The 24,213-nt window shown below is 59.4% G+C and carries 20 protein-coding genes; 4 read left to right on the forward strand and 16 right to left on the reverse strand.

From position 1 onward, the window contains the following. The first annotated feature begins 4 nt into the window (after positions 1–4). Complete coding sequence (locus AB4O35_RS10890; protein WP_460149585.1) at positions 5–862, forward strand: LysR family transcriptional regulator; 858 nt, start codon at positions 5–7, stop codon at positions 860–862. Here AB4O35_RS10890 and AB4O35_RS10895 read toward each other — a convergent pair. Continuing rightward, the gene (locus tag AB4O35_RS10895) at positions 859–1,671 is read right to left on the reverse strand and encodes an SDR family oxidoreductase (protein WP_065910575.1); all 813 of its coding nucleotides are present in this window, start codon (positions 1,669–1,671) and stop codon (positions 859–861) included. The two genes, AB4O35_RS10890 and AB4O35_RS10895, sit on opposite strands and share 4 nt — an antisense overlap. Before the next feature lie 14 nt (positions 1,672–1,685). Next, positions 1,686–2,150: a multidrug transporter gene (locus AB4O35_RS10900; protein ID WP_065879586.1), complete on the reverse strand. Its 465-nt coding sequence runs from the start codon at positions 2,148–2,150 to the stop codon at positions 1,686–1,688. 180 nt (positions 2,151–2,330) lie between these two features. On the opposite strand from AB4O35_RS10900, the gene AB4O35_RS10905 reads away from it, so the two are divergent. After that, a complete protein-coding gene (locus AB4O35_RS10905; protein WP_065875022.1) occupies positions 2,331–2,744 on the forward strand; it encodes a hypothetical protein in 414 nt (137 codons plus the stop codon). A gap of 170 nt (positions 2,745–2,914) precedes the next feature. Further along, positions 2,915–3,397, forward strand: a complete 483-nt coding sequence (locus AB4O35_RS10910; RefSeq protein WP_065879585.1) for a hypothetical protein — start codon at positions 2,915–2,917, stop codon at positions 3,395–3,397. Between the two features lie 92 nt (positions 3,398–3,489). On the opposite strand, the gene AB4O35_RS10915 is transcribed toward AB4O35_RS10910, so the two are convergent. The 14 genes from AB4O35_RS10915 to AB4O35_RS10980 all read right to left on the reverse strand — a co-directional run bounded on the left by AB4O35_RS10915 (position 3,490) and on the right by AB4O35_RS10980 (position 22,675). Further along, the gene (locus AB4O35_RS10915) at positions 3,490–4,941 is read right to left on the reverse strand and encodes a mannose-1-phosphate guanylyltransferase/mannose-6-phosphate isomerase (RefSeq protein ID WP_065875020.1); all 1,452 of its coding nucleotides are present in this window, start codon (positions 4,939–4,941) and stop codon (positions 3,490–3,492) included. A gap of 225 nt (positions 4,942–5,166) precedes the next feature. After that, complete coding sequence (locus AB4O35_RS10920; RefSeq protein ID WP_049709899.1) at positions 5,167–5,820, reverse strand: alginate O-acetyltransferase AlgF; 654 nt, start codon at positions 5,818–5,820, stop codon at positions 5,167–5,169. A 16-nt stretch (positions 5,821–5,836) separates the two neighbouring features. After that, complete coding sequence (locus AB4O35_RS10925; RefSeq protein ID WP_065945255.1) at positions 5,837–7,021, reverse strand: alginate O-acetyltransferase; 1,185 nt, start codon at positions 7,019–7,021, stop codon at positions 5,837–5,839. Positions 7,022–7,032: 11 nt separating this feature from the next. Next, complete coding sequence (locus tag AB4O35_RS10930; RefSeq protein WP_065875018.1) at positions 7,033–8,574, reverse strand: MBOAT family O-acyltransferase; 1,542 nt, start codon at positions 8,572–8,574, stop codon at positions 7,033–7,035. 146 nt (positions 8,575–8,720) lie between these two features. After that, entirely contained in the window at positions 8,721–9,830 is a 1,110-nt protein-coding gene (locus tag AB4O35_RS10935; protein ID WP_083207046.1) for a mannuronate-specific alginate lyase, read from the reverse strand. Between the two features lie 8 nt (positions 9,831–9,838). Next, entirely contained in the window at positions 9,839–11,287 is a 1,449-nt protein-coding gene (locus AB4O35_RS10940) for an alginate O-acetyltransferase (RefSeq protein ID WP_065910614.1), read from the reverse strand. Positions 11,288–11,298: 11 nt separating this feature from the next. Continuing rightward, on the reverse strand, positions 11,299–12,873 hold the full coding sequence (gene algG, locus AB4O35_RS10945; protein WP_065875016.1) for a mannuronan 5-epimerase AlgG: 1,575 nt from the start codon (positions 12,871–12,873) through the stop codon (positions 11,299–11,301). After that, positions 12,873–14,360: an alginate export family protein gene (locus AB4O35_RS10950; protein WP_065875015.1), complete on the reverse strand. Its 1,488-nt coding sequence runs from the start codon at positions 14,358–14,360 to the stop codon at positions 12,873–12,875. Before AB4O35_RS10950 ends, algG begins: the two co-directional genes overlap by 1 nt. Continuing rightward, positions 14,357–15,784 carry an alginate biosynthesis TPR repeat lipoprotein AlgK gene (gene algK / locus AB4O35_RS10955; protein WP_371915014.1) on the reverse strand — a complete coding sequence of 476 codons (1,428 nt, stop codon included), beginning with the start codon at positions 15,782–15,784 and terminating at the stop codon, positions 14,357–14,359. The genes AB4O35_RS10950 and algK overlap by 4 nt, the downstream gene beginning before the upstream one ends. 83 nt (positions 15,785–15,867) lie before the next feature. Next, positions 15,868–17,034, reverse strand: a complete 1,167-nt coding sequence (locus tag AB4O35_RS10960) for an alginate biosynthesis protein Alg44 (RefSeq protein WP_065875014.1) — start codon at positions 17,032–17,034, stop codon at positions 15,868–15,870. Between the two features lie 37 nt (positions 17,035–17,071). After that, positions 17,072–18,553, reverse strand: coding sequence for a mannuronan synthase (alg8, locus tag AB4O35_RS10965; protein ID WP_175402968.1), 1,482 nt, complete (start codon positions 18,551–18,553; stop codon positions 17,072–17,074). 83 nt (positions 18,554–18,636) lie between these two features. Further along, entirely contained in the window at positions 18,637–19,953 is a 1,317-nt protein-coding gene (locus AB4O35_RS10970) for a nucleotide sugar dehydrogenase (protein ID WP_065875012.1), read from the reverse strand. Positions 19,954–20,851: 898 nt separating this feature from the next. Then, complete coding sequence (gene yaaA, locus AB4O35_RS10975; RefSeq protein ID WP_065945254.1) at positions 20,852–21,631, reverse strand: peroxide stress protein YaaA; 780 nt, start codon at positions 21,629–21,631, stop codon at positions 20,852–20,854. Between the two features lie 135 nt (positions 21,632–21,766). After that, positions 21,767–22,675, reverse strand: coding sequence for a hypothetical protein (locus AB4O35_RS10980; protein WP_065945253.1), 909 nt, complete (start codon positions 22,673–22,675; stop codon positions 21,767–21,769). Positions 22,676–22,874: 199 nt separating this feature from the next. Between AB4O35_RS10980 and AB4O35_RS10985 the strand changes: the two genes are divergently transcribed. Next, the gene (locus AB4O35_RS10985; RefSeq protein ID WP_065875009.1) at positions 22,875–23,999 is read left to right on the forward strand and encodes a polysaccharide deacetylase family protein; all 1,125 of its coding nucleotides are present in this window, start codon (positions 22,875–22,877) and stop codon (positions 23,997–23,999) included. Positions 24,000–24,213 lie beyond the last annotated feature (214 nt).

The raw sequence follows: 24,213 nt of genomic DNA on the forward strand, positions 1-24,213 counted from the left end.
GCCGATGGTCAGCCTGGACCGATTCGACACCTTCAAGGCCGTGGTCGAGGCCGGCTCGCTGACGGCTGCGGCTGATTTGCTGGGGCAGACCCGCGCCGTGGTCAGCTTCAACCTCAAACGCCTGGAAGCCGAGTTGGGCGTGACCCTGTTGACCCGCAACACCCGCCAATTGGCGCTGACCGATGCCGGCGAACGCTTCTACCTGCGCTGTACGCGCATGCTCGAAGAGGCGCGGCTGGCGGTGGAAGAGGCGCGCTCGGAGCATGCCCAGCTCAAAGGTTCGTTGCGCATTACCACCACCGTGGAATACGCGTTGGCCGTGGTCGTTCCGGCTATCGAAGCTTTCCGCCGCTTGCATCCGGACTTGAATATTCACTTATCCACCTCCTCGACCCATGCAGATTTGATCTCCGAGCGTTTTGACGTGGCGATCCGCCTGGGACGTTTGCTGGATTCCAACCTGCGCGCGGTGCAGTTGTCGACGTTCGAGGTGTTTGCCGTGGCGGCGCCAGCGTTAGCAGGGGTTAGCACCCTGGATGAATTGGAGCAGATGCCCAGGTTGGGCCATGGGCGGCTGACCGAATTGACGGTGACCGACTCGGTGGGCGTCGAGCATCAATACCGCACGGGGCACACCACCCTCGTGGTTGACAGCGCCGCAGTCCTGCAAGCCTTCGCCGTGCGCGGGCATGGCGTGGCGGTGTTGCCCCAATGGCTGGTCAAAGACGATCTGGACGCCGGCAGGTTGGTGCGCCTGTTGCCGGACCATCGCTTCGCCCCGCAAGGGGTCTACGCACTGTATCCGGACACTCGGCATTTGCCGCTGAAGATGCGGGCGTTTATTGATTTCATGAAGAGCTAAAGCGAGCCGGCGAGCCCGAAGCGCTTCTTGAGTACCTTCTCCAGCAACCCCTTGGGCAGTAACGCCGCCATCAACGGCAATGCCCGGCTGCCATTGCCCGAACGCAGCAGGCGTGGCGGTAGATCTTGTTGCACAGCCTTCAGCACATCCGCCGCAAACACGCTGGCCGGTGTGGGTTTGTCCTGGGAGGCCTGGCTGCGCGCACGGATGCCGTCGCGCAACGGCCACCAAGGGGATTGCTCATTGATCAACAACTCGGCCTGGGCCCCGGCGTTTTTCGCGAAGTGGGTGTTGATGGCGCCGGGTTGCACTTCCATCACGCGCACGCCAAACGGCGCCAGTTCCATGCGCAGTGCATCGCTCAAGGCATGTACGGCGGCTTTTGACGCGCAGTAGGCGCCGGCAAACGGCGTGACCAGCACACCGGAAACACTGCCGATATTCACCACCAGGCCTTTACTGCGCCGCAGGGCCGGAAACAACGCTTGGGTCACACCCACGATAGAGAACACGTTGGTCTCGAATTGGCGCTGCATGGCTTCGGTGCCGCCGTCGAGTAACGGACCCATGGCGCCATAACCGGCGTTGTTGACCAGCACATCCAATTCGCCCAATTGTTCGGCCAGGCGCTGCAAGGCGGCGCTGTCGTTGACGTCCAGTTCGACGGCATTAAACCCGGCGGCGGAAAGGGCGGCGACGTCTTCCGGGCGGCGGGCGCTGGCCCACACCGTGTAGCCGGCGGTTTTGAAGGCATCCGCCAGGGCACGGCCGATGCCGCTTGAACATCCGGTGATGAGTACGTTGGGCATGGGTCAGTCCTTTGTCAGTCCGAGAAACTGCCTTGCAGGTGCTCGGCACGAAATTCGAGGGTTTGCGGGCGGTAGCCGGCGCGTAGAGGCGGTGTGGGCAGGCAATCGTCCCAGGTGGCGCCGGCCTGCAACTCACCCGGTCCGCGATAGCGCGGGGCGGCGTAGACATTGTCGGCGAGGTTGACCGTGTCGCCCGGCGCATAGGCGGCGACGCGCCACCGCAGCTCGGTGAGGGGCACGTCGTTGCCGTTGTTCAGGGTCAGTTTGAGCGGCCGGTCGGCCGGGCATTCTGCGGCGGCATAGGTGATGCGCAGTTCCAGTCGGGCTAATTGAGAGGCTTCGCGGTTGTCCAGCCATACCACCCAAACGGCGACCAGACCCAGGCCAACGGCGGCGGCCAGCGACACCGGCAAGGCCTTGGCCGGATAGCGCAGCAACAGGATCAACCAGGTGATGATCAATAGGACGCCGAAGAACATGATGACAACCTCATAAGCAGATAAAACATCCTACCTGCGGGGTGGCCTCGGTGCCTATCGCGGGTAGCGGTTTTCGTTTACAGGGAACCTGATAACTCATTTTCTCCACAGAGCCAGCATAGGGAAATGCCAACTACCCAGGAGGGTTATCAACCGCAGTCTGATTAAGTGAGAAAAACTATGATTGCAGCAGCCCTTCTTGCGCCGGCCGTCACCTCCGCCCTGGCGTCGGCGGTGACCTCTCTCATCACGGCTCAGCGAGCACCAGCGCCGAATACGGCTGGAGCGTCCAGGCAAACGAACGAAGAGCCGGGTTCACGCCCGTCTGGTCGTATGCAGAATCAGAAGCTTACAAACTTGGGGCAAACCTTGCTGCAAGCGCCTTCAGCAGATCTGCGCAACAGCGGTATGAACGCCAGGCACGCCAAGGGATTTGGTATTGCCATGGGCGGCATGGCAACCCAGGAGGCTGGGCAAACACTGGTCACCAGCGGTGGGACGTTGTCCAAAGTCCTCGGCGCCGCGATGATCGTGGGAGGCAAGGTTGCCCAAGAGTATGGTGCCGACACATTCGATCGCGCCAGTCGTAGGTAACGGCAATCAAAACCCAGGATTGCGTCTGTTCAGCAGCCGCAAAGCACGACCTGGGTGCGTGGGCATTTCCTTTGATACGGGAACCGGTTTCGAGCTTTTTCCCACAGAGTTTGAGCACGGAGTTGCGCGCTAAGCCATGAAGGAACTCAACCGTAGACTTACGAAGTGAGATGTTCTATGACCGTATCAAATACCCTCGCCCCTGTACCGACGCCTTTGTCTCGCTGGCATCCACGCCAGCGCCTGCGGTGTTGGGAACACCCAATCAAGTGCCCAAGCAAGAGGTCAGCTCGAACGGGTTACCGCGTATGCAAAACCTGGGGCTTACGAATCTGCGCCAGACACTCATGCAAGGCATCAGCAATCGCGTCAATTCGCAGTTTTCAACGGCGCTTCACGTTAAAGATGATTCGAATAAGGGTAAGGTCGCCGGGGTCGCCATAACGGTGGCAGGTGCGGCGATGCAGGGGGTTGGCGCGAGAGTTGCGACCAATGGTGGCGCAGGTGCGAAAGTTTTCGGGGGGGCTATGGTCTGGGGCGGCAGGACTATGGAGGAATATGGCAAGAAAAAATATGACATTGCGGGCACCAGCACTAACAATACGGGCAATTACAATGCCTATTCCCCGAGTAACTGGGGCGGTCGCGCATAGGCTTGAACGGCCTGTGAACTAAAAAGCCCCCGCCCAACCGGCTGCGGATAGGGGACGCAGTCGGCTGGACGGGGGCTTCTTGTACGACTGTTTTACTGCGCGATAGTTTTCACCGACACGCCACGTTCAACTGGCGTCGAGCGGCCGTAGATATCTTCAAATCGCTCGATATCGTCTTCGCCCAAGTAGCTGCCCGATTGTACTTCGATGATCTCCAACGGGATCTTGCCTGGGTTACGCAGGCGGTGCACCGAAGCGATCGGGATGTAGGTGGACTGGTTTTCGGTGAGCAGGAACACGTTCTCGTCACAGGTCACTTCGGCCGTGCCGCTGACCACGATCCAGTGTTCGGCGCGGTGGTGGTGCATTTGCAGCGACAGGCACGCGCCCGGCTTGACCGAAATGTGTTTGACTTGGAAGCGGCCGCCCATGTCCACCGAGTCGTAGGAGCCCCACGGGCGATAGACTTCACAGTGGTTCTGGGTTTCAGTGCGGCCCTGGTCGTTCAGGGTGTTGACCATCTGCTTGACGCCCTGGACCTTGTCCTTGTGGGCAATCATCATCGCGTCCTTGGTTTCAACGACCACGATGTTGTCCAGTCCGATCACCGACACCAGTTTGCCGTTGCCGTGGATCATGCAGTTGCGGCTGTCCTGGATCACCACGTCGCCTTTGCTGACGTTACCGTGGACGTCTTTGTCGTTGACAGCCCACAGCGACGCCCAGCAACCCACGTCGCTCCAGCCGGCGCTCAGCGGAACCACGCAGGCGCGCTGGGTTTTTTCCATCACAGCGTAGTCGATGGAGTTGTCCGGGCAGCAGGCGAAGGTGGCTTCGTCGAAGGACACGGTGTCGGCATCTTGCTCGCTGCGTTCCAGGGTCAGCACGCAGGTGTCGTAGATGTCCGGATCGTGCTTTTTCAGCTCTTCGAGGAAGCGGCTGGCGCGGAACAGGAACATGCCGCTGTTCCAGAAGTAACCGCCGCTTTTGACGAACTCGACGGCACGTTTTTCATCGGGCTTTTCCACGAACTGTTGCACGCGGCTCACGCCCTCGGGCAGCAGCGAATCAGCCGTGGACTTGATGTAGCCATAACCGGTTTCCGGACGGGTCGCCGGCACGCCGAACAACACCATCTCACCACGCTCGGCGGCTACGGTAGCCAGGGCCAGTGCACGTTGCAGGGCTTTCTGGTCGTCGATCACGTGGTCGGCCGGCAGCACCAGCATCAGCTCGTCGCGGCCTTCGTTGACCAGCATCATCGCGGTGAGAGCCACGGCCGGCGCCGTGTTGCGGCCGAACGGTTCCATCAGGATGCGCTGGCATTCCAGCTTACGGGTCGCCAGTTGTTCGTTGACGATAAAGCGGTGGTCCTTGTTGCAGACCACGATCGGGGCGTCCATGCCTTCGAACACCAGGCGTTCCAGGGTTTGCTGGAACAGCGTGTGTTCGCCGGTCAGGGCCAGGAATTGTTTAGGAAACTGTTTACGGGAAAGCGGCCAAAGACGTGAGCCGCTACCACCGGAAAGGATTACTGGGATCATGTGTTTCTCCTTGAATCAATTTGGGTCAGAGCTACGAAGGTTTGTCGTTTCACTCTTGTTTTTGTCTCGGTTCGATCGGGCTACTCGGTCCCTGTGGGAGCTGGCTTGCCTGCGATGCAGGCGACTCGGTGTTTCAGTTACACCGAGGGGATGCCATCGCGGGCAAGCCCGGCTCCCACAGGGCCCTGTTTCCACAAGGGGAATGGAGCCAGATCGAAAATTCAGTTAGCGGGTCGACACTGGGCGTTTCACCCAGACTGGCGACAGGCTCGAACCGGAACCCGTGACGTACAGCACGGCGGCTTCACCGCGCTCCAGCGCCACTGGCTTCAGGTCGCTGACTTTCTTGTCGCCGTCATACAAGGCCAGGCTCACTTTCACCGGGTTGATTTCGCGCTCGCCGCGGCCTTTGGCAGCCACGGACTTGACCACGTCGGTCTTGCCGTCAGCGGTTTTCAGGGTCAGGGCCTTGTCGCTGAGGTTCTGCACGCGCACCAGGGACTTCTGCTTATTCTTGAACGGTGGTTCTTCGATCAGCTGTGGCTGGCCGCTGCCGTTGTTGACCAGGGTGTAGTAGTGGTCTGCGGCGAGTTTGACCGGCACGGTCTGGCTGCCTACCTTCGCGCTGTAGTCACCGCCCGGCATGAAGCTGAAATCGCTGCTCGCCAGTGGCGCGACTTCGCTCAGGTTGGTGCTGCCAACGGTGGCGCTGACTTCTTGATTTGAGGCGTTGTAGACGCGCACGAAGCTCGAACCTTTCGGTGCGACGGGGCCGTACAAGGCAGCATCACCGGCGAAGGCCGACATCGAAGCGATGCTCATGCCAGCGGCGAGGGCCAAGGTTTTGGCGAGACGACGCGGAGTAGTAGTGAAAGTCATGTGAGTTACCTCTCTTTCAGTTTTGCGCCCGGTCGGGCGTCTCGGATTTTGGGTTTTTAGCTGGGGTGTTCAGTGCCATGTTCTGTTGGCGCGTACCGGCTTGTTTAAGTTGCGCAACCCACTTGGGGTCGGCATCGCCGATTTCGTTGTTCACGGGCAGATAACGTTCAGGAAACTCCCAGATCAGCACCTGTGGCGGGCTGTTCTTGAAGTCATCGCTTTTGAGGTAGCTGAGCATTGGCAGGATCGGGCCATGGCCGTCTTCGGCGTAGCTGACTACGTCGCTGCCCAGGGCTTGCTTGAGGGCGCCGACGAAGTTCCAGTTGGGGTTGGCGCTGTAGCTGGTGCCCACCAGTGCCACCGGGGTTTCGCTGTCGCTGAACAGCGCGTCGTCACCTTTGGTTTCGGCCAGGTGCGTGACGCGTTTTTCCAGCGGCTCTTTAGGTGGCATCAGGTTTTCGAACAGCGGGTCCAGAGGCAGGAACAGGCGCAGGTCGCCTTTGTGCGGCTCGGTTTTCTCGGCTTCGGTGACAAAGCGCTGTGGCTCGCCGCTCAGCGGGGTCTTTTCGGTAATCGTCTTAGCCAACTGCTTGGCGGCAATTTCAGCACCGTCCGGCGTCCAGTGCGTGTCGGTGCGCAGGAACACTTGCTTGCCAGCGAGCTTGGCCTGTTGCAGTGGGCCAAGCAGGTCGGGGGCGATGATCTTGTCGGCGGCGACACGGGCGTGGAAGTCTTGGTACAGGTTGGCGTGGACGCTGGCCGGTTTCACTTCACCCAGGTGTTCCGGGTACAGGCGCACCTTGGCCGGCACGATCGCCATCACCAGCTGAATGCCCTGCGCCTTAAGCTTCTGGCGTACGCCTTCGACCAGCGCGTAGTTGCCTTCAAGGTTCTGGTCTTCGTTGACGGCGGGGTTGAACTCCTCGTCGCTGTACAACCAGTGATCGCGACCCAGTACCACGCCAGGGCGACCTTCATTGAACAGCTTATAATCCAGCGCTGCCCACAGGTTGGTGCCCAGGCGTTTGATCGGGAACTCTTCGTCGTAGTGCGTCTCGACAGCCTTGGTCCAACGGCCGTTGAGCACGGTTGCGTCGGCATTGGTGCTGAAACCGAAGAAACTGCGCAGTGACCAGGCACCCAGGGCCAGCAGCACCACCAGGAACAGGCCGATATAGAGGACGCGTAATGAACGGGTCATGGTCGGCTCCCTCAGAATTGGAAGTAAAGGAACGGCGAGAAACTCTGCGCCGACAATTTAAGAATCGACGCCACGAACAGCAGCAGCACCGCAGCGCGCATGGCGTAGCGTGGCCAGTCAGCGGTCCAGTAGGCCGGTTGCACGGCGGCATCTTGGCCCACGGTGAAGCCGGGCTCGTGGATGCTGCCAGGGTTGTCGCCCGGTACGGCCTTGATCAGGCTCGGGTCGGCTGGCTTGGTCTTCTCGGTTTTCTCGGCAGGGCGATTGGTGTAGAAGTCGCGCAGGCCAAAAAACGCCAGGGTTGCATAGGCCACCACCAGGGTTGCTACTTGCAGGCCGGTGAGGTTGGCGCGGTTGAGTTCCGACAGCGACCACTCGCCAAAGCTGAACATCGCACCGTACATACGGCCGGCGACGTGCAGGTTTTCGGCGCGGAAGATCACCCAGCCCATCACCACCAGCAGGAAGGTAAAGGCCCACCGTACGGGGTTGAAGCTGCGCGGCGAGGTGTTGAGGCCGATGGCTTTTTCAATCGCCAGCCACATGCCGTGCCAGGCGCCCCACACGATGTAGGTGATGTTCGCACCGTGCCACAGGCCACCGAGCAACATGGTCAGGAACAGGTTGCGGTAGGTGGTCAGCGTGCCTTTACGGTTGCCGCCCAGGGTGATGTACAGGTAGTCACGCAGCCAGGTGGAGAGGCTGATGTGCCAGCGACGCCAGAACTCGGTGATCGACTGGCTGATGTACGGCTGCTTGAAGTTTTCCATGAAGCGGAAACCCATCATCAAGCCCAAGCCAATCGCCATGTCGCTGTAGCCGGAGAAGTCGAAGTACAGCTGTGCGGTGTAGGCCAGCGCGCCGAGCCAGGCATCGCCCGTTGTCGGGTTTTGCAGGGCGAAGCAATGGTCGGCCACCACCGCCAGGGTGTCGGCGATGAAGACCTTCTTGATGAACCCCTGCATGAACCGCGTGCAGCCCTCGGAGAACTTGTCGAGGGTGTGGGTGCGGTTGTTGAACTGGTCGGCCAGGTCGCGAAAGCGCAACACAGGGCCGGCAATCAAGTGCGGGAAGATCGCCACGAACGCTGCAAAGTCGATGAGGTTGCGCGTGGCCGGGGTGTCGCCACGGTACACGTCGATGATGTAGCTGATGGACTCGAAGATGTAGAACGAGATACCGATCGGCAACAACACGTGGGTCAGGATAAACGGCTCCAGGCCCGCCGACTTCATCATCACATTGATGCTGTCGACGCCGAAGTTGGCGTACTTGAAGTAGCCGAGGATGCACAGGTCGACCACCACGCCCAGCAGCAGCCAGCGCTGGGCCGGCTTGGTGCGCACGCCTGCCGCACCGACCTTGAGGCCGATCCAGTAGTTCCACAGCGTCACCGCGGCGAACAGCGCCAGGAAGTCCACTCGCCACCAGGCGTAGAACACGTAGCTGGCCAGCAGCAGCAGCAGGTTGCGATAGCGTTGCCCGCTCAAATAGTACAAGCCGAGAAAGATCGGCAAGAACAGAAACAGGAACACATTGGACGAGAAAACCATCCCGATCTCTCCATGTTTAACCAACAGTCAAGGGCCAGAGCCCCCCCAAACCCCCCCACGATTTCGCGAGGGGGCGGTACTACATTCCTACTGACGAAACCGGTTCAAACTGTGGGAGCGGGCTCCCACATTTGAAGTGCGTTTCGTCAGCTACCTTTGTTGCCCTTTTCATGCGTCGGGTCGTACACCTTGGTCAGGTCACCCCCGAGGCGGAACGTCTTGAATGGCTGCATCCCGTGTTTGCGCTCGATCACATCCGGCGCACAGGTGTAGAGGGTGCAGAACGGCTCAAGCCAGGCATATTTCATGTCTTCCTTGAGGTCCTTCATGTCTTGCTCTTTGCCATTCTTCTGTTCGAAGATTTCCGGGTCTTTCACCCCGGCCAGCACTTTGTCGCCCAGGCGCTTGAGCGCGCTGTTGTTTTCCTGGCGCAGATCAACACCGTTGACCAGGGCAAAACTGGCGATCATCGACAGCGGCGGCAGGGCGTAGTTGTGGTACGACAAGGCGCGTTGCTGGCGCTTCAATTCGTTCGGCAAGAAGCCCTGGTCATCGACCTGGTTCACGCCGACCTTGTATTCCTTCACCGCCCAATCAAACAGGTCGCGGCGGTTGGTGGCGACGGACGTTGCCATCACCGACCAGGCGGCCCAGTAGGAGTGGTTGTTGGTTTTCTCCAGCGGCAGGTTGTCCCAGTCGCTTACTACCTGATCGGCCAGTTTGTTGAACCAGGCTTCGATGATTTGCGATTCCTGCTGGTGGTTGGCCAACGGGTGCGAATCGGAGAACTTCAGGCGTACATAGGCCGACGCCATGCTGCCCAGCGCCCATTTGCGCATGGACTTGCCGGTGTGGTTGAAGTCCTTGGACATCAACGCATCCGCCTTGGCCCAGCTCGTGAGCCAGTTGAGGGTGCATTCCAGCTGCTCCGGACGACCGTCGCGCATGAACTGCATCACGCGCTTGCTGGTGTCTTTTTCCAGCTTGGTGATATCAGCGGTGCTGTCGCGGAAGGCTTTTTCGGATTGCACATTCAGCGTGGAACGCGCCTTGTCCGAACCTTCGTACTTGCTGCGAAATTGCAGCGAGCCGGTGTACGGCGCCGGCATGGCGTCGCAGTCATTCTTGAAGTCGCCGGTCTTGAAGGCTTCAATCGGTGCGAAATAACCCTGGGGCGGACGCAGTGGCGCGGCGGCGTTAACGGAGCCGGCGAACATCGCCAGGCCGAGTAACGTAGGGATCAATAACTTCTGCATAGGTAACCTCATTGCCCGAGTGATGCGGTTTTTTGACCGCTGCTTGGGAATACGTTGCGTGTGCAAATTTTCGCTTCAACCTTTTGCGCGGCAGCGCCCGCTTCGGGACCCTGCACTTCCACGGCCAGCAAGTTCTGCGAGGCCCAGTCTTCATCGGTGCGCAGTTCAAAGGCGAAACGCCCGTCTGTATCGGATGTTTCGGGTTTCTCGATCTTGATGTCCTCGTGGCGCCCGTTCATGTACCAGAGGGTGGCTTGCAAGGTTTTCACCGATGGATCGGCGAAGCGGATATCAACCTGGTGGTTGGCGTTGCGCAGGTCTTTGTTCGAACTGTTAACCAGCAATTCGTTCTTGCCGGGTTTCAATGTCGTGCTGGCCGTCATCTGTGCGGTCTTGCCTTCGCAGCCGTTGTCGAGCAGGGACATCATCTGGCGATAGATGGTCTCCTGGTCGAGGCGATACAGCGGCGAGAACTCCCAGATCAGAATCTTTGGCGGCGACTTCTGGAATTCGTCGCTGCCCAGGTACTGGATCATCGAACCTTCCAGACCGCCGCCAGGGAAGGCGACGTTGAGGATATCGGCACCGATTTCCTGCTCGAGGAAACCGGCGAAGTTGTAGTTCTTGCCACTGTGGCTGGTGCCCACGAGGGTGATCTGCGGGTTGCCCGAGTCGCCGAACAGGTCGCCATCACCGGCTTCGCCTTTGGGCTCGGTGGTGAACTGGTCCATGTACTGGATCGCGTAGCTCGTGCCGCACAGCTGGCCGGCCATGTTGTGCAGGGTGCCGGTCTTGCCCATGCGCCCGGAACGCTTGGTTTCGAATTCGCGCTTGGGAATGTCGGCAAACTCAGGCATTGCACGCACTTTGGCACCGACGATTTTCGCCGTGCGCTGGGCGCCGTAGGGCGTCCAGTGCTGGTCGCCACGGAAGTAGAAATCGTGGGCCGGCAGTTCATCCGGAAGCTGTTCGTTGGTCAACGGCGACAGGTCCGGCACCACGTAGCCCATCTTGGCGAAACGGCCGAGCATGGTCTTGTAGTTGCCCAGTGCCTTGTCGAAATCGAACTTGGCTTTCTCTTCCGGGTTGAGTTTATTGCGGTTCACCAGGCCACGGGTGGGCTGGTAAACCACCACCAATTCAACGCCCTTGGCCTTGAACGCATCGTGCAGCTGTTGCATGCGCTTGTAGCCGGAAGGCGTGGTGTCGAACTCGGTACGCAGGTCTTCCTGGGTACGGAACAGCCAGTCGCCCTGGGCTTGTACCAAGGTGGTGAAGTTCTGCTGGTAGCGCGTGGTGTAGTTGCTCGCATCATGCGCCGCCGGGCACAGGCTGCAGCACGGTTCGGCGGTGAAGGTCGGCGCCTTGATTTCGTCGGCGCGCACGCCCTGGCTGGCCGCAAGCAGGCCGAGGGTCAGACCCGAGAGGCTGAGCAGTTTGATCATGTGTGGGTGCATAAGGGTCATCCTCAGTCCTGCATTTCGGTCTGGCGTTCGACAGGGTCGATCAGCACGGCTTTCTGCTGGCGTACCAGCAGGTCGAGAATTTCTTCCTGGCGCTCGCCAAGAATGCCGGAGAAGCTGATGCCGCTGGATTTGGTCGGCGCCAGCATCGACACGCGGTACAACTCGACACTCAACGGCGAATCGATGGACAGCGGTCCGCTGCCGTTACCCGCCAGCTCTCCGCCGACCACGATCAGCGAAACTTTGGCGTCGAACGGGTCGAGGGCGATGTCACGGTCGGTGTCGGTCAAATCCTTGATGTGGCCGTAAAGCCCCGTCAGGCCGTTGGCCATCGAGGTGTTTTCGTACAGCTTGATGTTCACGCTGTTACGCACGCGGATACCGTGGCGACGGTTGGCAATCACTTTATTGCCCCACAGCAGGTTGTCACCGCTCTCATAGAGCGTGATGCCGTCGGTGTGGTTGCGGTAGAACTCGTTGTCAGCCACGTAGTTGTTGACGCTGTTACGGTCGAGCACCAGGCCGGAGAGCTTGTTGTCGTAGCTGCGGTTGTTGAAGATGAAGCTGTCGTTCACTTCCCGGGAAATGATGATGCCGTGCTTCTTCTTGGTGCCGTAGACGGTGTTGTCCGCGATGATCAGGCCGTGGGAACGGTCATGAGGGTCAATGCCGTAGACGATGTTGTCTTTGTAGGTATTGCCCTTGATCACAAAGCCCGTGGTCTCGTAGCAGTAGAAGCCGTACCACATGTCCGAGAACTCGGAATCAATGATCCAGCCGGTCGGCTCAGGGCGCTTGAGTACCTTGGCCATATTCGGCGTGTACTGGGAAATACTCACCCCGTACGACTTACTGTTGGCGTAGCCGAAGCTCGCCATCTTGGTATTGGCGATGTACGTCTCGGTGCCGCCCCAAGCCAGCAGGAACGGGCGAAATTCCTTGGGCGACTTGAACAGCGCCGGGCCGTTGGCTTTTTCGCTCCAGCCGGTGACTTTGGTGTCACTCACAAACAGCTGGCCATCGTTGATCAGGAACGAACCGGCTTCCTGGGACAAACGCAACTCCTGGGTCTTCTTGTCGATTTCCAGGATGCCTTTGCGCCCGACCACGATCGGCAACTTGGCCAGGAACACGCCCGGCGAGGTTTCGCTCAGGTACTGCTTGGGCACCTTGCCCAGCAGGTCCTTGAGGTTCATGTAGCCGTCATCGACAAAGATCGCCTGGGGAATGCCGTGCTGGCGCACCACCCATTCGGCCATCTTGTTGTCACCGCCAATGAAGTCCTTGAGGGCGTCTTCCTGCATCATGCGACGGATGCTGATCTTGCCCGCTTTGCCACGCACGATCTTCTTTTGCATCGCTGCAGCGGTGTAGCCCGAAAGATCCGGCAGGGCCGGCTTGGCCATTTCCAGCGGCGCGGTCGGCGGGCTGGAAATAGTGTAGGTCTTGGCCTGTTGCAGTTCTTTGGCGATGGTCGGCGCCTTGACCTGCTGCGCGGTATCGGCGAAGGCTGTGGCGCTGGCCATCAGCATCGCGGTCACCAGCAAGCGTTGAGGAATCATTGCGCAGGCTCCCATCAGAACTTCCAAATCACGTCGACAAAGGCGCGATGCATGTACGAATCGACCTGGCTGCCATAGGCGTCACCCGGTTTGAACACACCGGCACGGAAGCGCACCAGGGCCGACGGTTCGTCGATCGACTGGCTGAGCGCGGCCGGCAGCAAGCCGGTCTTGAAGTACTTGGTAACGACCAGGTCCATCTCCTGGCCCAGGTCTTTCTTGCCGTCTTCAAGCGGCAGGGAAGTGCTGGACAGGATCGCGCCGGTCACATCGTCGGTGTTGTTCTGCACGGCATCGATGCCGTTGCTGCCCACCGGCTTGTTACCGTCGACACGCCAGAACTTGTGGTACACCAAGCTGGCGTCGTAGTCCTCGCGCAACTGCCAGGAACCGAAGAGGCTCATGGACTGCATGTTGTTCATTTCGCCACGGAAGGCTTCGCCGAAGCGGTGCACGCGGGACTGGGTGCCGGTCCAGTTCGAACGGTTGCTTTGCAGGCCGTTCTGTTCGTACTCGGCGCTGGCGCGGGCGTAGGCAGCACCCACTTGCCACTGCGGGTCGAGGCGCAGGCGGATACCCAAGTCGGTAGCCCAACCATTCACGTCATCGCTGCGCTTGGCCTGGTCGGGGCGGGTGCCGTCGGCCTTCAAAGCGTTGACCGTGTCACGGTCGCCCTGCATGCCGGTGATGCTCGCCCAATAGTTGACGGTGTTGGTGTTGCGCCAGTTATAGGCGTCGCTGTTGGCTTCGATGCCGAGCCAGGTCAGGTCGCCGTTCTCGCGCTTGTCCAGCGAGTCGGTCGGCTGGCCCGGTTCCGGGTAATCGAGCTTGCCGTTGTCATGGGTGTGGTGGCCGCGCAGGCCGATCCATTGGCCCGGCGTCCACTGGTAGGAAGCGTCGGCGTACAGGTGCTGACGGTCCTTGTCCTTCGGCGACAGTTCCTTGAGGTCGGTGCGGTATTCGCTGAAGCGTTCGGCAACGCCGACGTTGGCCTTGAGCAGGGTGGTGTCAAAGGTCCAGTTCAGTGCTTCGATGTTGGTATCGCGCCATTGTCCGTCGTCATTGCGCAGGCGTTGGCGACCGAGCTTGAGGATCTCGCCAGGGTAGGGCGTGAAGCCGCTGTAGCCGACCCAGAACTCACGCATGGCCAAGTAGTTTTTCTTGGTCTTGCGATCGTTGTTGCTGGTTTGCTGGTTTTCGTCATTGGCCGACTGTTGCAGGGTGTCGGTCTCGATGATGTCGCTGGACGCAACCGCCTGGCCCATGGCGTAGGCGCTCCAGTTGCCGCTTTCACCGTAGATCCACGGGCGCAGGTCGAGGCCGATGCCGTTGACGTCGCCGCCTTTCTGCGTGCCGAGGTCGCGGTCATCTTCGGACTGCGCGGTGGCTTTGACTTCCAGGCCGAAGTTCTTGGCTTCGGTCAGGGCGGCCAGGGTCGGGCACGACCACAGCAGGGCGAAGGTCAGGCCGATGCCGGCCTTGACGAATGGGTTGAGCTTCATAGGGATTCCTCGCCGTCTTCTTCTTGCAGGGCGTGCAGTTGCAGCGTGCTCTGGGCCAGGGTGCCGCGTGCGGCCAGTTCCTGTTGCACCAGGCGTTGGCCTTGAGCGCGTTGCTCAGGCGTCAGCGGTGCCTCCAGCTGCGTGGCCAAGTCATTGGCCTCTGGCGTGCCCTGGGCTTTAGCCAATTGGCTGAAGACATAGGCATTCAGTGGGTCGGGCTTGGTGCCCTTGCCTTGGGAAAACAACTGGGCGATGGCGAAGTCGGCGCTGTTCTGGCCGTTGCGCGCCGCCGTCAGCAAGTGGTCCAGGGCTTTTTGCGAGTAGACCTTGCCCAGGTAGCCACGGCGGTAGATCTGGCCGAGGTAGTAATCGGCAGCCACTTCGCGGCCTACGGCTTTCTGGAAGTGTGCTTCGGCGGCCTTGGCGTCTGCCGGTACCCACTTGCCTTCGTAGTAGAGCTTGCCCAGCAACAGCTCGGCGCGCGGCTGGTCGGCGGCGCGGCCGTTGTCCAGGTACTTCATCATTTGGTCGACGTCGCCGAGCTCCGGGAAGTCGTAGAGCAGTTGCGCCAGGCTCACCCAGGAAGCCGGGTAGCCAGGCGCGATTTTTTCCAGCAGGGCCTGGGCAGTTTTTTCGTCGGTCTTGCCCAACGAAGCATCACCCAATACGCGAGCAACACTGTCGACGCGTTGTGCGGTGACGGTGCCACGGCTGTAGCCCGCTTCCATTTGCTTGAGCAGCTCGGCCTGTTTTTCCGGTTCGGCTTTTTTCTGGTAAACCGTGGCCAGCTCGACGTAGCAGATGTCGGTGGTGTTGAGCGCGGCTTTACAAATGCGCTCCACATCATCCAGATGCTGGTCGTAGGTATCCTGGGTGCGATACAGCAGCACCTGGGCCAGGCCGGCTTCCGGATAACCCGCTGCTTGCCACTTGCTGATCTGCTGCTGGGCGTTCACGTTCGGAAAGCTGTGCGGGTATTGCAGGTACAGCATCGCCAGCGGGATCAACGTGTTGCCTTCACCGTTGGCAAAAGCTTTTTTCAGCAGGCCTTCGGCTTCATGGTGCTCGGCTTCGGTGGAGCCGGGCTTCGCCACCAGCAGGCGGCCGAGGCGTGCCTGGGCGCGGGGCGAGGTGTCCGCCGCCGCACGGTAAGTGGCTTCAGCCTGTTTGATTTGCGCCGGATCGCGGGTGCCTATCTGGATATCGGCGAGGCCCACTTGGGCCTCGCTGTAACCCAGGTCTGCCAGTTGCTGGTAATTCTGCTGCGCGGTGACGGTGTCGCCACGCTTGAGCGCTTCATTGGCCAGGCGTTGGTCAGGCAGGCCGGCGCAACCGGCCAGAGAAATGGCCAGTGCCAATGTGCACAGCGATCCAATGTGGGAGCGGGCTTGCTCGCGAAGCAGGCGACGCGGTCCATCAGGCATACCGCGCTGATCCCTTAGCGAGCAAGCCCGCTCCCACAGGGATTGCGGTGTTTTTGGGAAAGTCATCACAGGCATGTCCTCGCTTACAGACCGTGAGCCATGGCTTTGTCGATCAGCCAGTTCAGCGATGGGCCGCGGTCGCTGGTCACTTCGACCGGGCGGCCGGCGTAGGTGCTGTCCAGCGGAGCGTCAGGCTTGATCTGCACGCGGATGTCGGAGGACAGGTCGGCGCTGTTCAGGCTGGTGCTGCTGACGATGGTGCCGGTGCGCAGTTGTTCTTCGTCGGCCACCTGGAAGCTCACCGGTGTGCCTGGGCGAACGTCACCAAACTGGCGATAGGTGAAGCGTGCTTCAACATTGGCTTGGGCGCCGCGCGGTACCAGTTGGAAGATCACATCGCCTTTGCTGGCGTACTGACCGTCGGCGACCATTTGCTGGGCAACGATGCAATCGCATGGCGAAGTCAGGGTGCCGGTCATTTGCTTGCCGAACAGCTCTTCAACCTTGGCCGGTTGCAGTTGGTCTTCATCCAGATGGCCCTTGAGCACATCCAGCATGCTGGTGCTGAAGGTGGCCAGTGGTGCGCCTTTGGCCGCGATCGCATCACCCTTGAGCAGGCTTTGCACGGTGCCGTCGCGCGGCATGGTCACGTTCATGCCAGGCACGCTGACAATGCCGGCCTGGGCGTGGCTGACGAAGTACATGCCGTAGACCGACTTGAACACAAAGCCGAACGCGGCCAGACCCACCAGGAAGATTGCCAGGCTGAACGTCACGGCGCGCAAGCGACCGAAGGCGCTCATGTTGCTGCCGCTGTCCTTGACCTTGCGCGCCTTGGTGAAGTTGTCGCGCTGCAGGGTCGCGAGCACGTCGCCCATGGTCACGATGTCACCGGACAAGTGCGAGGTGATCAAGTGGCGCAGGGTGGAAATATCCTGGGCATCGAGGTTCTGGAACTGGCAACCGGTGCGGCCGGTCTGGCGGTCGTAGGAGCGAATCTGCAGCTCCACGTCCATCGCCAGGCCGAGGTTATCGATGACGAATTGCAGGCGCCCCTTGTGCACTTCACCGATGGTCAGCGGCTGCGTCGCGGTGAACGCGAGGCCGCCAGCGGACAGGTCGAGCACGCGTGCTTCGGTCGGCGTGCGGTCGGTGTTGAAAAAGCGCAGCTTGGCCGGGATTTTGACGCGGGCGTGCTGGCGCTGGGCTTCGGATTCGTGGACTACGTTGGCGTTTACTGGACTGTTCATCAGGGCATTTCCTAGAGTTAATTCAGGCTTGGCAGGGTCAGACCATCATCAGCAACACGGCAACAAAGATGCTGCCGGCGGAGAAGGTCATGGTCCGAGACGACCAGGTGTTGAACCAACGTTGAAAGCTGGCCAAATCGCGGGTCAGTTTGGTGTCCTGGCGGGTCCAGGACTGTTGATCAAGGCGGAAGAACACGTAGATCTTCACCAGCGCGCCCATGATCTGGTTGTAATAGAGAATCACCGGGTAGGCCGGGCCGATCTTGTGGCCGGAGCACGACAGCAGCAGGGTCAGGATCAGGCGGGTGATGCCGATCCACAGCAGGTACGCAAGGATGAACGCGCCGCCGTATTTGAAAGTGGCGATGATCGCCACGGTCAGGCCGAGCAGGGACGTCCACATCGACACGCGCTGGTCGAACAGCACCACGCTGGTGAACAAGCCCAACCGACGCACACCCAGGCCCAGGGCACGGGAGTTCTGGCGCAGGTTGTTGCCGTACCAGCGAAACATCAGCTTGCGGCTGGCCTTGATGAAGCTTTTTTCCGGCGGGTGTTCCACGGTATTGATCGCGGCGTCCGGCACGTAGAACGTGTCGTAACCCAGGCGCATCAGGCTGAACCAGCTGGACTTGTCGTCGCCGGTCAAGAACTTGAAGCGGCCCAGGCGCCAGTGTTGCAGCGAGTCGCTTTCCACATCGGCGATAAAGCCCGGGTCGGTCACTACGCTGGCACGGAACACCGACATACGACCGGTCATGGTCAGTACGCGCTTGGACAGGGCCATGGAGCACATGTTGATGTGGCGTTGGGCGAAGCGCAGTTTGTGCCACTCGCTCATGATGTAGCCGCCGCGCACTTCGCAGAACTCGTTGGTGGTCAGGCCGCCGACATTGCCGAACAGCTGGAACCACGGCACGGTCTTGCGCACGACGCCTTCGGCGAGCACGGTGTCGCCATCGATCACCGCAACCACTGCGCGGTCATCCGGCAGATGGCGGGAGATGGCGCGGAAACCAAAGGCCAGGCCGTCGCGTTTGCCGGTACCGGCGATCCGCACGAAGTCGAGCTTGACGTGCTCCGGTGGGTTCATGCGTTCCCACAAACTCTTCACCAGCAGCTCGTCGGACATTTCCACTAGTGAGCAGACCACGGTGGTGGGGAAGCCGCATTCGATGGCTTCACGGATCACCGAGCTGTAGACCTGTGCAGTGGTCAGCGCATCAATACGGAAACTGGTGACCATCAGGAACACATGGGACGGGTCGGCGGCCTTGCCCAGCTTGCGCACTTTGCGGCGCAGGTGCGGGTAGACCACGTACAGGAACAGCATGCCGCGAAAGAAATGCGTTGCACCCATCGAGTAGCGCCAGATACCGACGGCGCCAATCAGGAAAATAAAATTCTTCGACTCAGCGTCGAACGTACTCGCCGGCAGCAGCAGGGCGAGTCCCATCAGCAGGCTCAGGAAGAACAGCCAGCCGGCGGATTGGAGCAGTACGTGTTTTAACTTGGACATGAGCGTCATCCGAAGGTGAAGAAGGCTCCAGGCTGCAAGCGCTGGGGATTAGTACGCTTGCAGCCCGGAACTGGCCGTTGCTGTTACCAGCAAATGCCTTCGGTACGACCGGTCGTGCTGGTGGCCTTGGACATGAAGCCCACCAGGTCGATCACTTGCTTACCGTGCGGTGCGTTCTGCGCCAGGGCACGGAACTTCTCATCGCGGTTGCCCAGGATGATCACGTCGGAGTTGTTGATCACGTCGTCGAAGTCCGAGTTGAGCAGGGACGACACGTGCGGGATCTTGCCTTCGATGTAGTCTTTGTTCGCGCCGTGGACACGGGCGTACTCGACGTTGCTGTCGTAGATGCTCAGGTCATAACCCTTGCCGATCAGCATTTCTGCCAGCTCGACCAGCGGGCTTTCGCGCAGGTCATCGGTGCCGGCCTTGAAGCTCAGGCCCAGCAGCGCGACTTTGCGTTTGTCGTGGCTGGAAACGATGTCGAAGGCGTTCTGCACCTGGGACTCGTTGCTGCGCATCAGCGAGTTGAGCAGCGGCGCTTCCACGTCCAGGGTGCTGGCGCGGTAGGTGAGGGCACGCACGTCTTTTGGCAGGCACGAACCGCCGAAGGCGAAGCCTGGGCGCATGTAGTACTGGGACAGGTTGAGGGTCTTGTCCTGGCAGACCACTTCCATCACTTCGCGACCGTCGACGCCGACAGCCTTGGCGATGTTGCCGATCTCGTTGGCGAAGGTCACTTTGGTGGCGTGCCACACGTTGCAGGTGTACTTGATCATCTCGGCAACGGCGATGTCCTTGCGGATGATCGGTGCGTCGAGTTCTTCGTACAGCGACTGCAGGACATCGCCGGAGGCTTTGTCGAATTCGCCGATCACGGTCATCGGTGGCAGGTCGTAGTCAGCGATGGCGGTGGATTCACGCAGGAATTCCGGGTTGACTGCAACGCCGAAGTCCACACCGGCTTTTTTGCCAGAGCAGTCTTCGAGGATCGGGATCACCACGTTGGCTACGGTGCCTGGCAAGACGGTGCTACGCACGACCACAGTGTGGCGGGTGGCTTTGTCACGCAGGACCAGGCCGATCTCGCGGCATACCGCTTCGATGTAGTCGAGTTCCAGGTCGCCGTTCTTCTTGCTCGGCGTGCCGACGCAAATCATCGACAGGTCGGTATCGCGGATGGCTTCGGCGAAGTTGGTCGTGCCGCGCAGCCGGCCGGTTTCAATACCCTGGCTCAACAGTTCGCCCAGGCCTGGCTCAACAATCGGCGATTTGCCAGCGTTGATCAGGTCGATCTTATCCTTGGAGATATCTACGCCGACCACTTCGTGGCCACGTGCAGACAGGCAACCGGCACAGACTGCGCCAACGTAACCCAAACCAAATATGCTGATGCGCATCGCATTTACCTCATGTGTCATTGAAGACGGTGTTAATCATGCCAATAATTGGCCGGAGTTCATGTTTGCAAGCGTCACTGATGCCGCGAAAGTTAGGCGAATAGACGCCGACTTATCGCGTGCAGGCATGTTAAATAGCGAGTGACTAACTATTGCACTCAAGTTGTGCGCAACTTGGCCTTGTTATTGGGGCCTGCCCTGAAATGCAGCCAGCCTTCCTGGGAGAAGGGCGTGGCGCCAGTGCCACAAGATTTTGATATGGGTTTTTAGCCTTAAATATCAATGTCTTGGGTTGTATCACTGACCCATTAGGGTAAGCACAGCCTTGGCCTCATAGTTCGTGGCAAATCATCCTTGTCGCCGCTCGTAACTAAGCATTTGTAAAGTGACCATTCGGTCAAAGTTTAATGTGACAACTTCGATACTCTCCATTGGTCGTCATGTAAGTCATCTCCTACAGAAACAGAGAATTTCGTTACCGGTGGTATGAGCCGTGCGTTTTGACGAAGTTCCGGGCCGCTCATCCTGTTTCCCGAAATTTCTTGAAATATTAGGCAAGATGGCACTAGTACTATATTGATAGCACTTGCTATTTGGGCCAGTAGTTGTGGGGAGTTGGCGCGCAGGGATAGTTTTGTGCCATCACGCTTTTAAAAAAGTGGTGCCACTACGAAAAAAAATGACGAATGTCGAGTGAAAGAATTGTTAGACATGCTTCAGGATGTTTTTTGACGCCAAAAATATGACGAATCTTGATGGGCGTGCACCTAAAAATGTGGGAGCGGGCTTGCTCGCGAATGCGGTGGGTCAGTCAACTCATTCAGTGGCTGACATTGCGCATTCGCGAGCAAGCCCGCTCCCACATTTGGACCTCATTGTCTGAAGAGGCGGTTACGCCTTATTGCGGTGCGTGATCGCGCAAAAACACCAGGTTATCCGGTTTCGACTGCTCTGCATTGAAGCGATACCCTTGCACATCAAACGCCTTGAGCTTTTCCGGGTCGTTGATACGTTCTTCGATCACAAAGCGGCTCATCATGCCCCGTGCCTTCTTGGCGTAGAAGCTGATGATCTTGTACTGGCCGTTCTTCAGGTCCTTGAACTCGGTGTTGATGATCCGTGCGTTCAGGGCCGTGCGCTTGACCGCCGAGAAGTACTCGTTGGAGGCCAGGTTGAGCAGTACGTCATCACCTTGTTCGACCAGCGCTTGATTGAGCCATTCGCTGATGCGCGTGCCCCAGAAGGCGTACAGGTCCTTGCCACGGGCGTTGGCCAGTTTGGTGCCCATTTCCAGGCGGTACGGCATCATCAGGTCCAGCGGGCGCAGCAGGCCATAGAGACCCGAGAGCATGCGCAGGTGGTCCTGGGCGTAGGTGAAATCGGCATCGCTGAAGGTTTCGGCATTCAGGCCGGTGTAGACGTCACCCTTGAACGCCAGCAGCGCCTGTTTGGCGTTGGCTTGGGTGAACGCTGGGGTCCAGCTGCCGAACCGGGCAGCGTTGAGGCCGCCGATCTTGTCGGAGACGTGCATCAATTCGCTGATTTGCGCCGGGCTGAGGGTGCGCAATTGCTCGATCAGTTCCTGGGAGTGGTCCAGGTACTGCGGCTGGGTGAAGCGCTGGGTCACGGGCGCGGTCTCGAAATCGAGGGTCTTGGCGGGGGAAATCACCATCAGCATGAAGTTGGCTCCTGTAATCGTGGGAGGGATTCTAGGGGCTTGGGCGTTTTGACTCCACCTATGATGGCGATAGGTATGCACTCGTTACGCGCCTAGGGGTTAAATGCGCTCGGGGTCAAGGCTCGTTCCACATTGTTAGGTTTGCACGTAAAAGTAATGGGGGTGAGCAACGATCAATTCTTCCTGGCTCGTCGTCTGGTTTGCCAGAAATGCGCCGAGGAAAAAAATGTACGTTTTGCTGGTCGGTACTCCTGGGTTGATGAGCTGCATTGCCAGCGATTGGCCAGCGACGCTGGCGCTCAGCATGGCAGCATTGATAATGACGATCTTTGGAGTTGCGTGCGCTTTTTGTTCTTTCAGGCGAATGTAAAAATCGCCATTGGAGAGTTTTCCCGACACCACGGAGGCCGTGTGTATTCTTGTCCCAACTGAATACATCGATTCTGTGTCTTGATAATCAAAGGGATAAAACGCTGAGGCGTAAGTGCCGCCGAGATTCCAGGGGGCTTCTAGCGGCTGGGTTTTTCTGACCTGCTGAGTCAATTTGAGCCACTCCTTCGCGAAGCGCTCAACCCGCTGGGACTGGCTTTTACTCGTGCCTGCGCCGGTCCGGGATCGGCCTTGGGTCGAAGCGCCTGAAGGATTGATCTGGCTTGGAGAGATCGCGGTGGGGCCCCCGGAGCCAGGAGAGGTGCCGATAGGATCCACCCAAACAGCGGGGATATTGTTTTTATCCGGGTTGGCTCCTTGCGTTGGTGAAGCGTGCATAGGAGCCAGCTGCGGCTGTGAAGGTTTGCGATCGCAACCCGCTATGTGCTTTCCATGAAAATAGGATGAAGGCGTTATTTTTCGGCCAGGCTTGGAGGGCGAAATGATAGTAATGCGAACTTTAACCTTGCAGCGTGTGTTCGCGCACTCAACCTCCACTGCGCTATTGGCTTTGGCGGAGGTCGAGTAGTTCTTTTCGATGTCTTCAATGGAAACCAATTGCCCGACTTGCCCCAATGTCTGATGGCTCTTGGTCAGCCTTGCCTGCTCATGCATATTCAATATTCCTTTCGGTCTTTAGATGAATGCGGATCCCTTTGCGCACAGCTGGATACACACCGGCGCTCAATTGACTCTACCGGGCAAATGAGGTGCTGCGCCACTTTAGCGCCGACCCTATTCACGCTCCGGCATAGGCGTGGACGAGTGACTGATCGGCTATAGTGCCGGTCGACTCTGGAGAGGGAGACCCGTTGTGCGAATCGCGCTTTTTTTATCCGCTTGCCTGTTCTGCCTGAGCGCTCACGCCGCCCCGGTGGATGTGGCCAGCCTCGACCGTGGCACCTGGCCAGAAAAACTCGGCAGCCCGGCGCTGTTCGACGTCGCCTCGCGCGCGGAAATCCTGATGTTCGCCCATAGCCTGTTGGCCAGCGAGAATCAGGATGAAAGCGCGCTCAAACAGCGCCTTGGCCTGAAGATCATCAATCTGTCCGCCATCGACGACCTGCGTCGTCAGCTCTGGCAGCGCCTGCTGGAGAACTACACGCTTGCCCAAAGGAGCTGCGAGGAGGATGCCTCGTTCTGCTACCTGGTGGAAAACATGGACGACCTGCGCGAGCAGGCCGGCAAGTTCGAGGTCAGCAGCGATTCCTTCTATATAGGCTGGGCCGCCCCCAGTCATAGCTTCCATGAACGGTACCTGGACGAACTGCTGCGCAAGGCTGCGCTGTTTCCACAGATCAGCAGCGAAATCGCGCGGTTTGGCGACCATGAGCGTAATGGCGATGAATTCAACGACCGCCTGTTCCTGCTGACCTTCGACGGCGGCCCGGCCTCGGTCAGCGGTAACACCGACTGGCTCACCGACTACCTGCGCAAGCAAAAGATGAACGCCACGTTCTTCGCCCTCGGCAGCAGCCTGCAAACCCGGGTGGAGCGCAGTTCCGTTGCTGATGTGCAGGCGCTGTACCAGGGTCAGTGCGTGGGCACCCAGGGTTGGCAGTACCGTTCCCACAGTCATTGGGTGGATTGGCAGAGCTCCATCACCCGCAGTGCCTCACTGGCGCAAAACCTGATGCCGGAAAACTACGTGCCTCTCTTCCGTCCGCCCTACGGCCAGCGTCGTGCCGACAGCCAGGGTTTCTTTCAAGCCCAAGGCTTGCAGGTGGCATTGTGGGACATCGATTCCCAGGACGAGCCGGGCAAGCTCAAGGCCGATGAGTCGGCGCAACGGGTGCTGACGTTGATGCTGCTGTGGCGCAAAGGTGTGATTGTGTTTCACGACACCCAGGACAAAGCGCGGGTTGCTTTGCCCATCCTGCTACAGGCAACGGCACAGAGTGGACTGGGTTGGCAGGACTGCCGAGAGGCGTTTCGCTGAAGTGCCCGGCCCTGTTGGGTGTGAGGCATTTTCGGGGTGATTTTGTACGATATTTCGATGCAGGCGGACTTCCGACTTTAACGGGGTACCTGGTACACGGCTAGTGCTATTCGTCATCCTGAAAAATAAACTTCAAAAAAGCGTCAAAGTGCTTTTTCCTGTCATGGGTTTTGCGGTATTACGAAGTCAGATCGCCGAAACCTGCAACACAGGT

It is taken from the genome of Pseudomonas sp. H1_A03 (assembly GCF_054685145.1).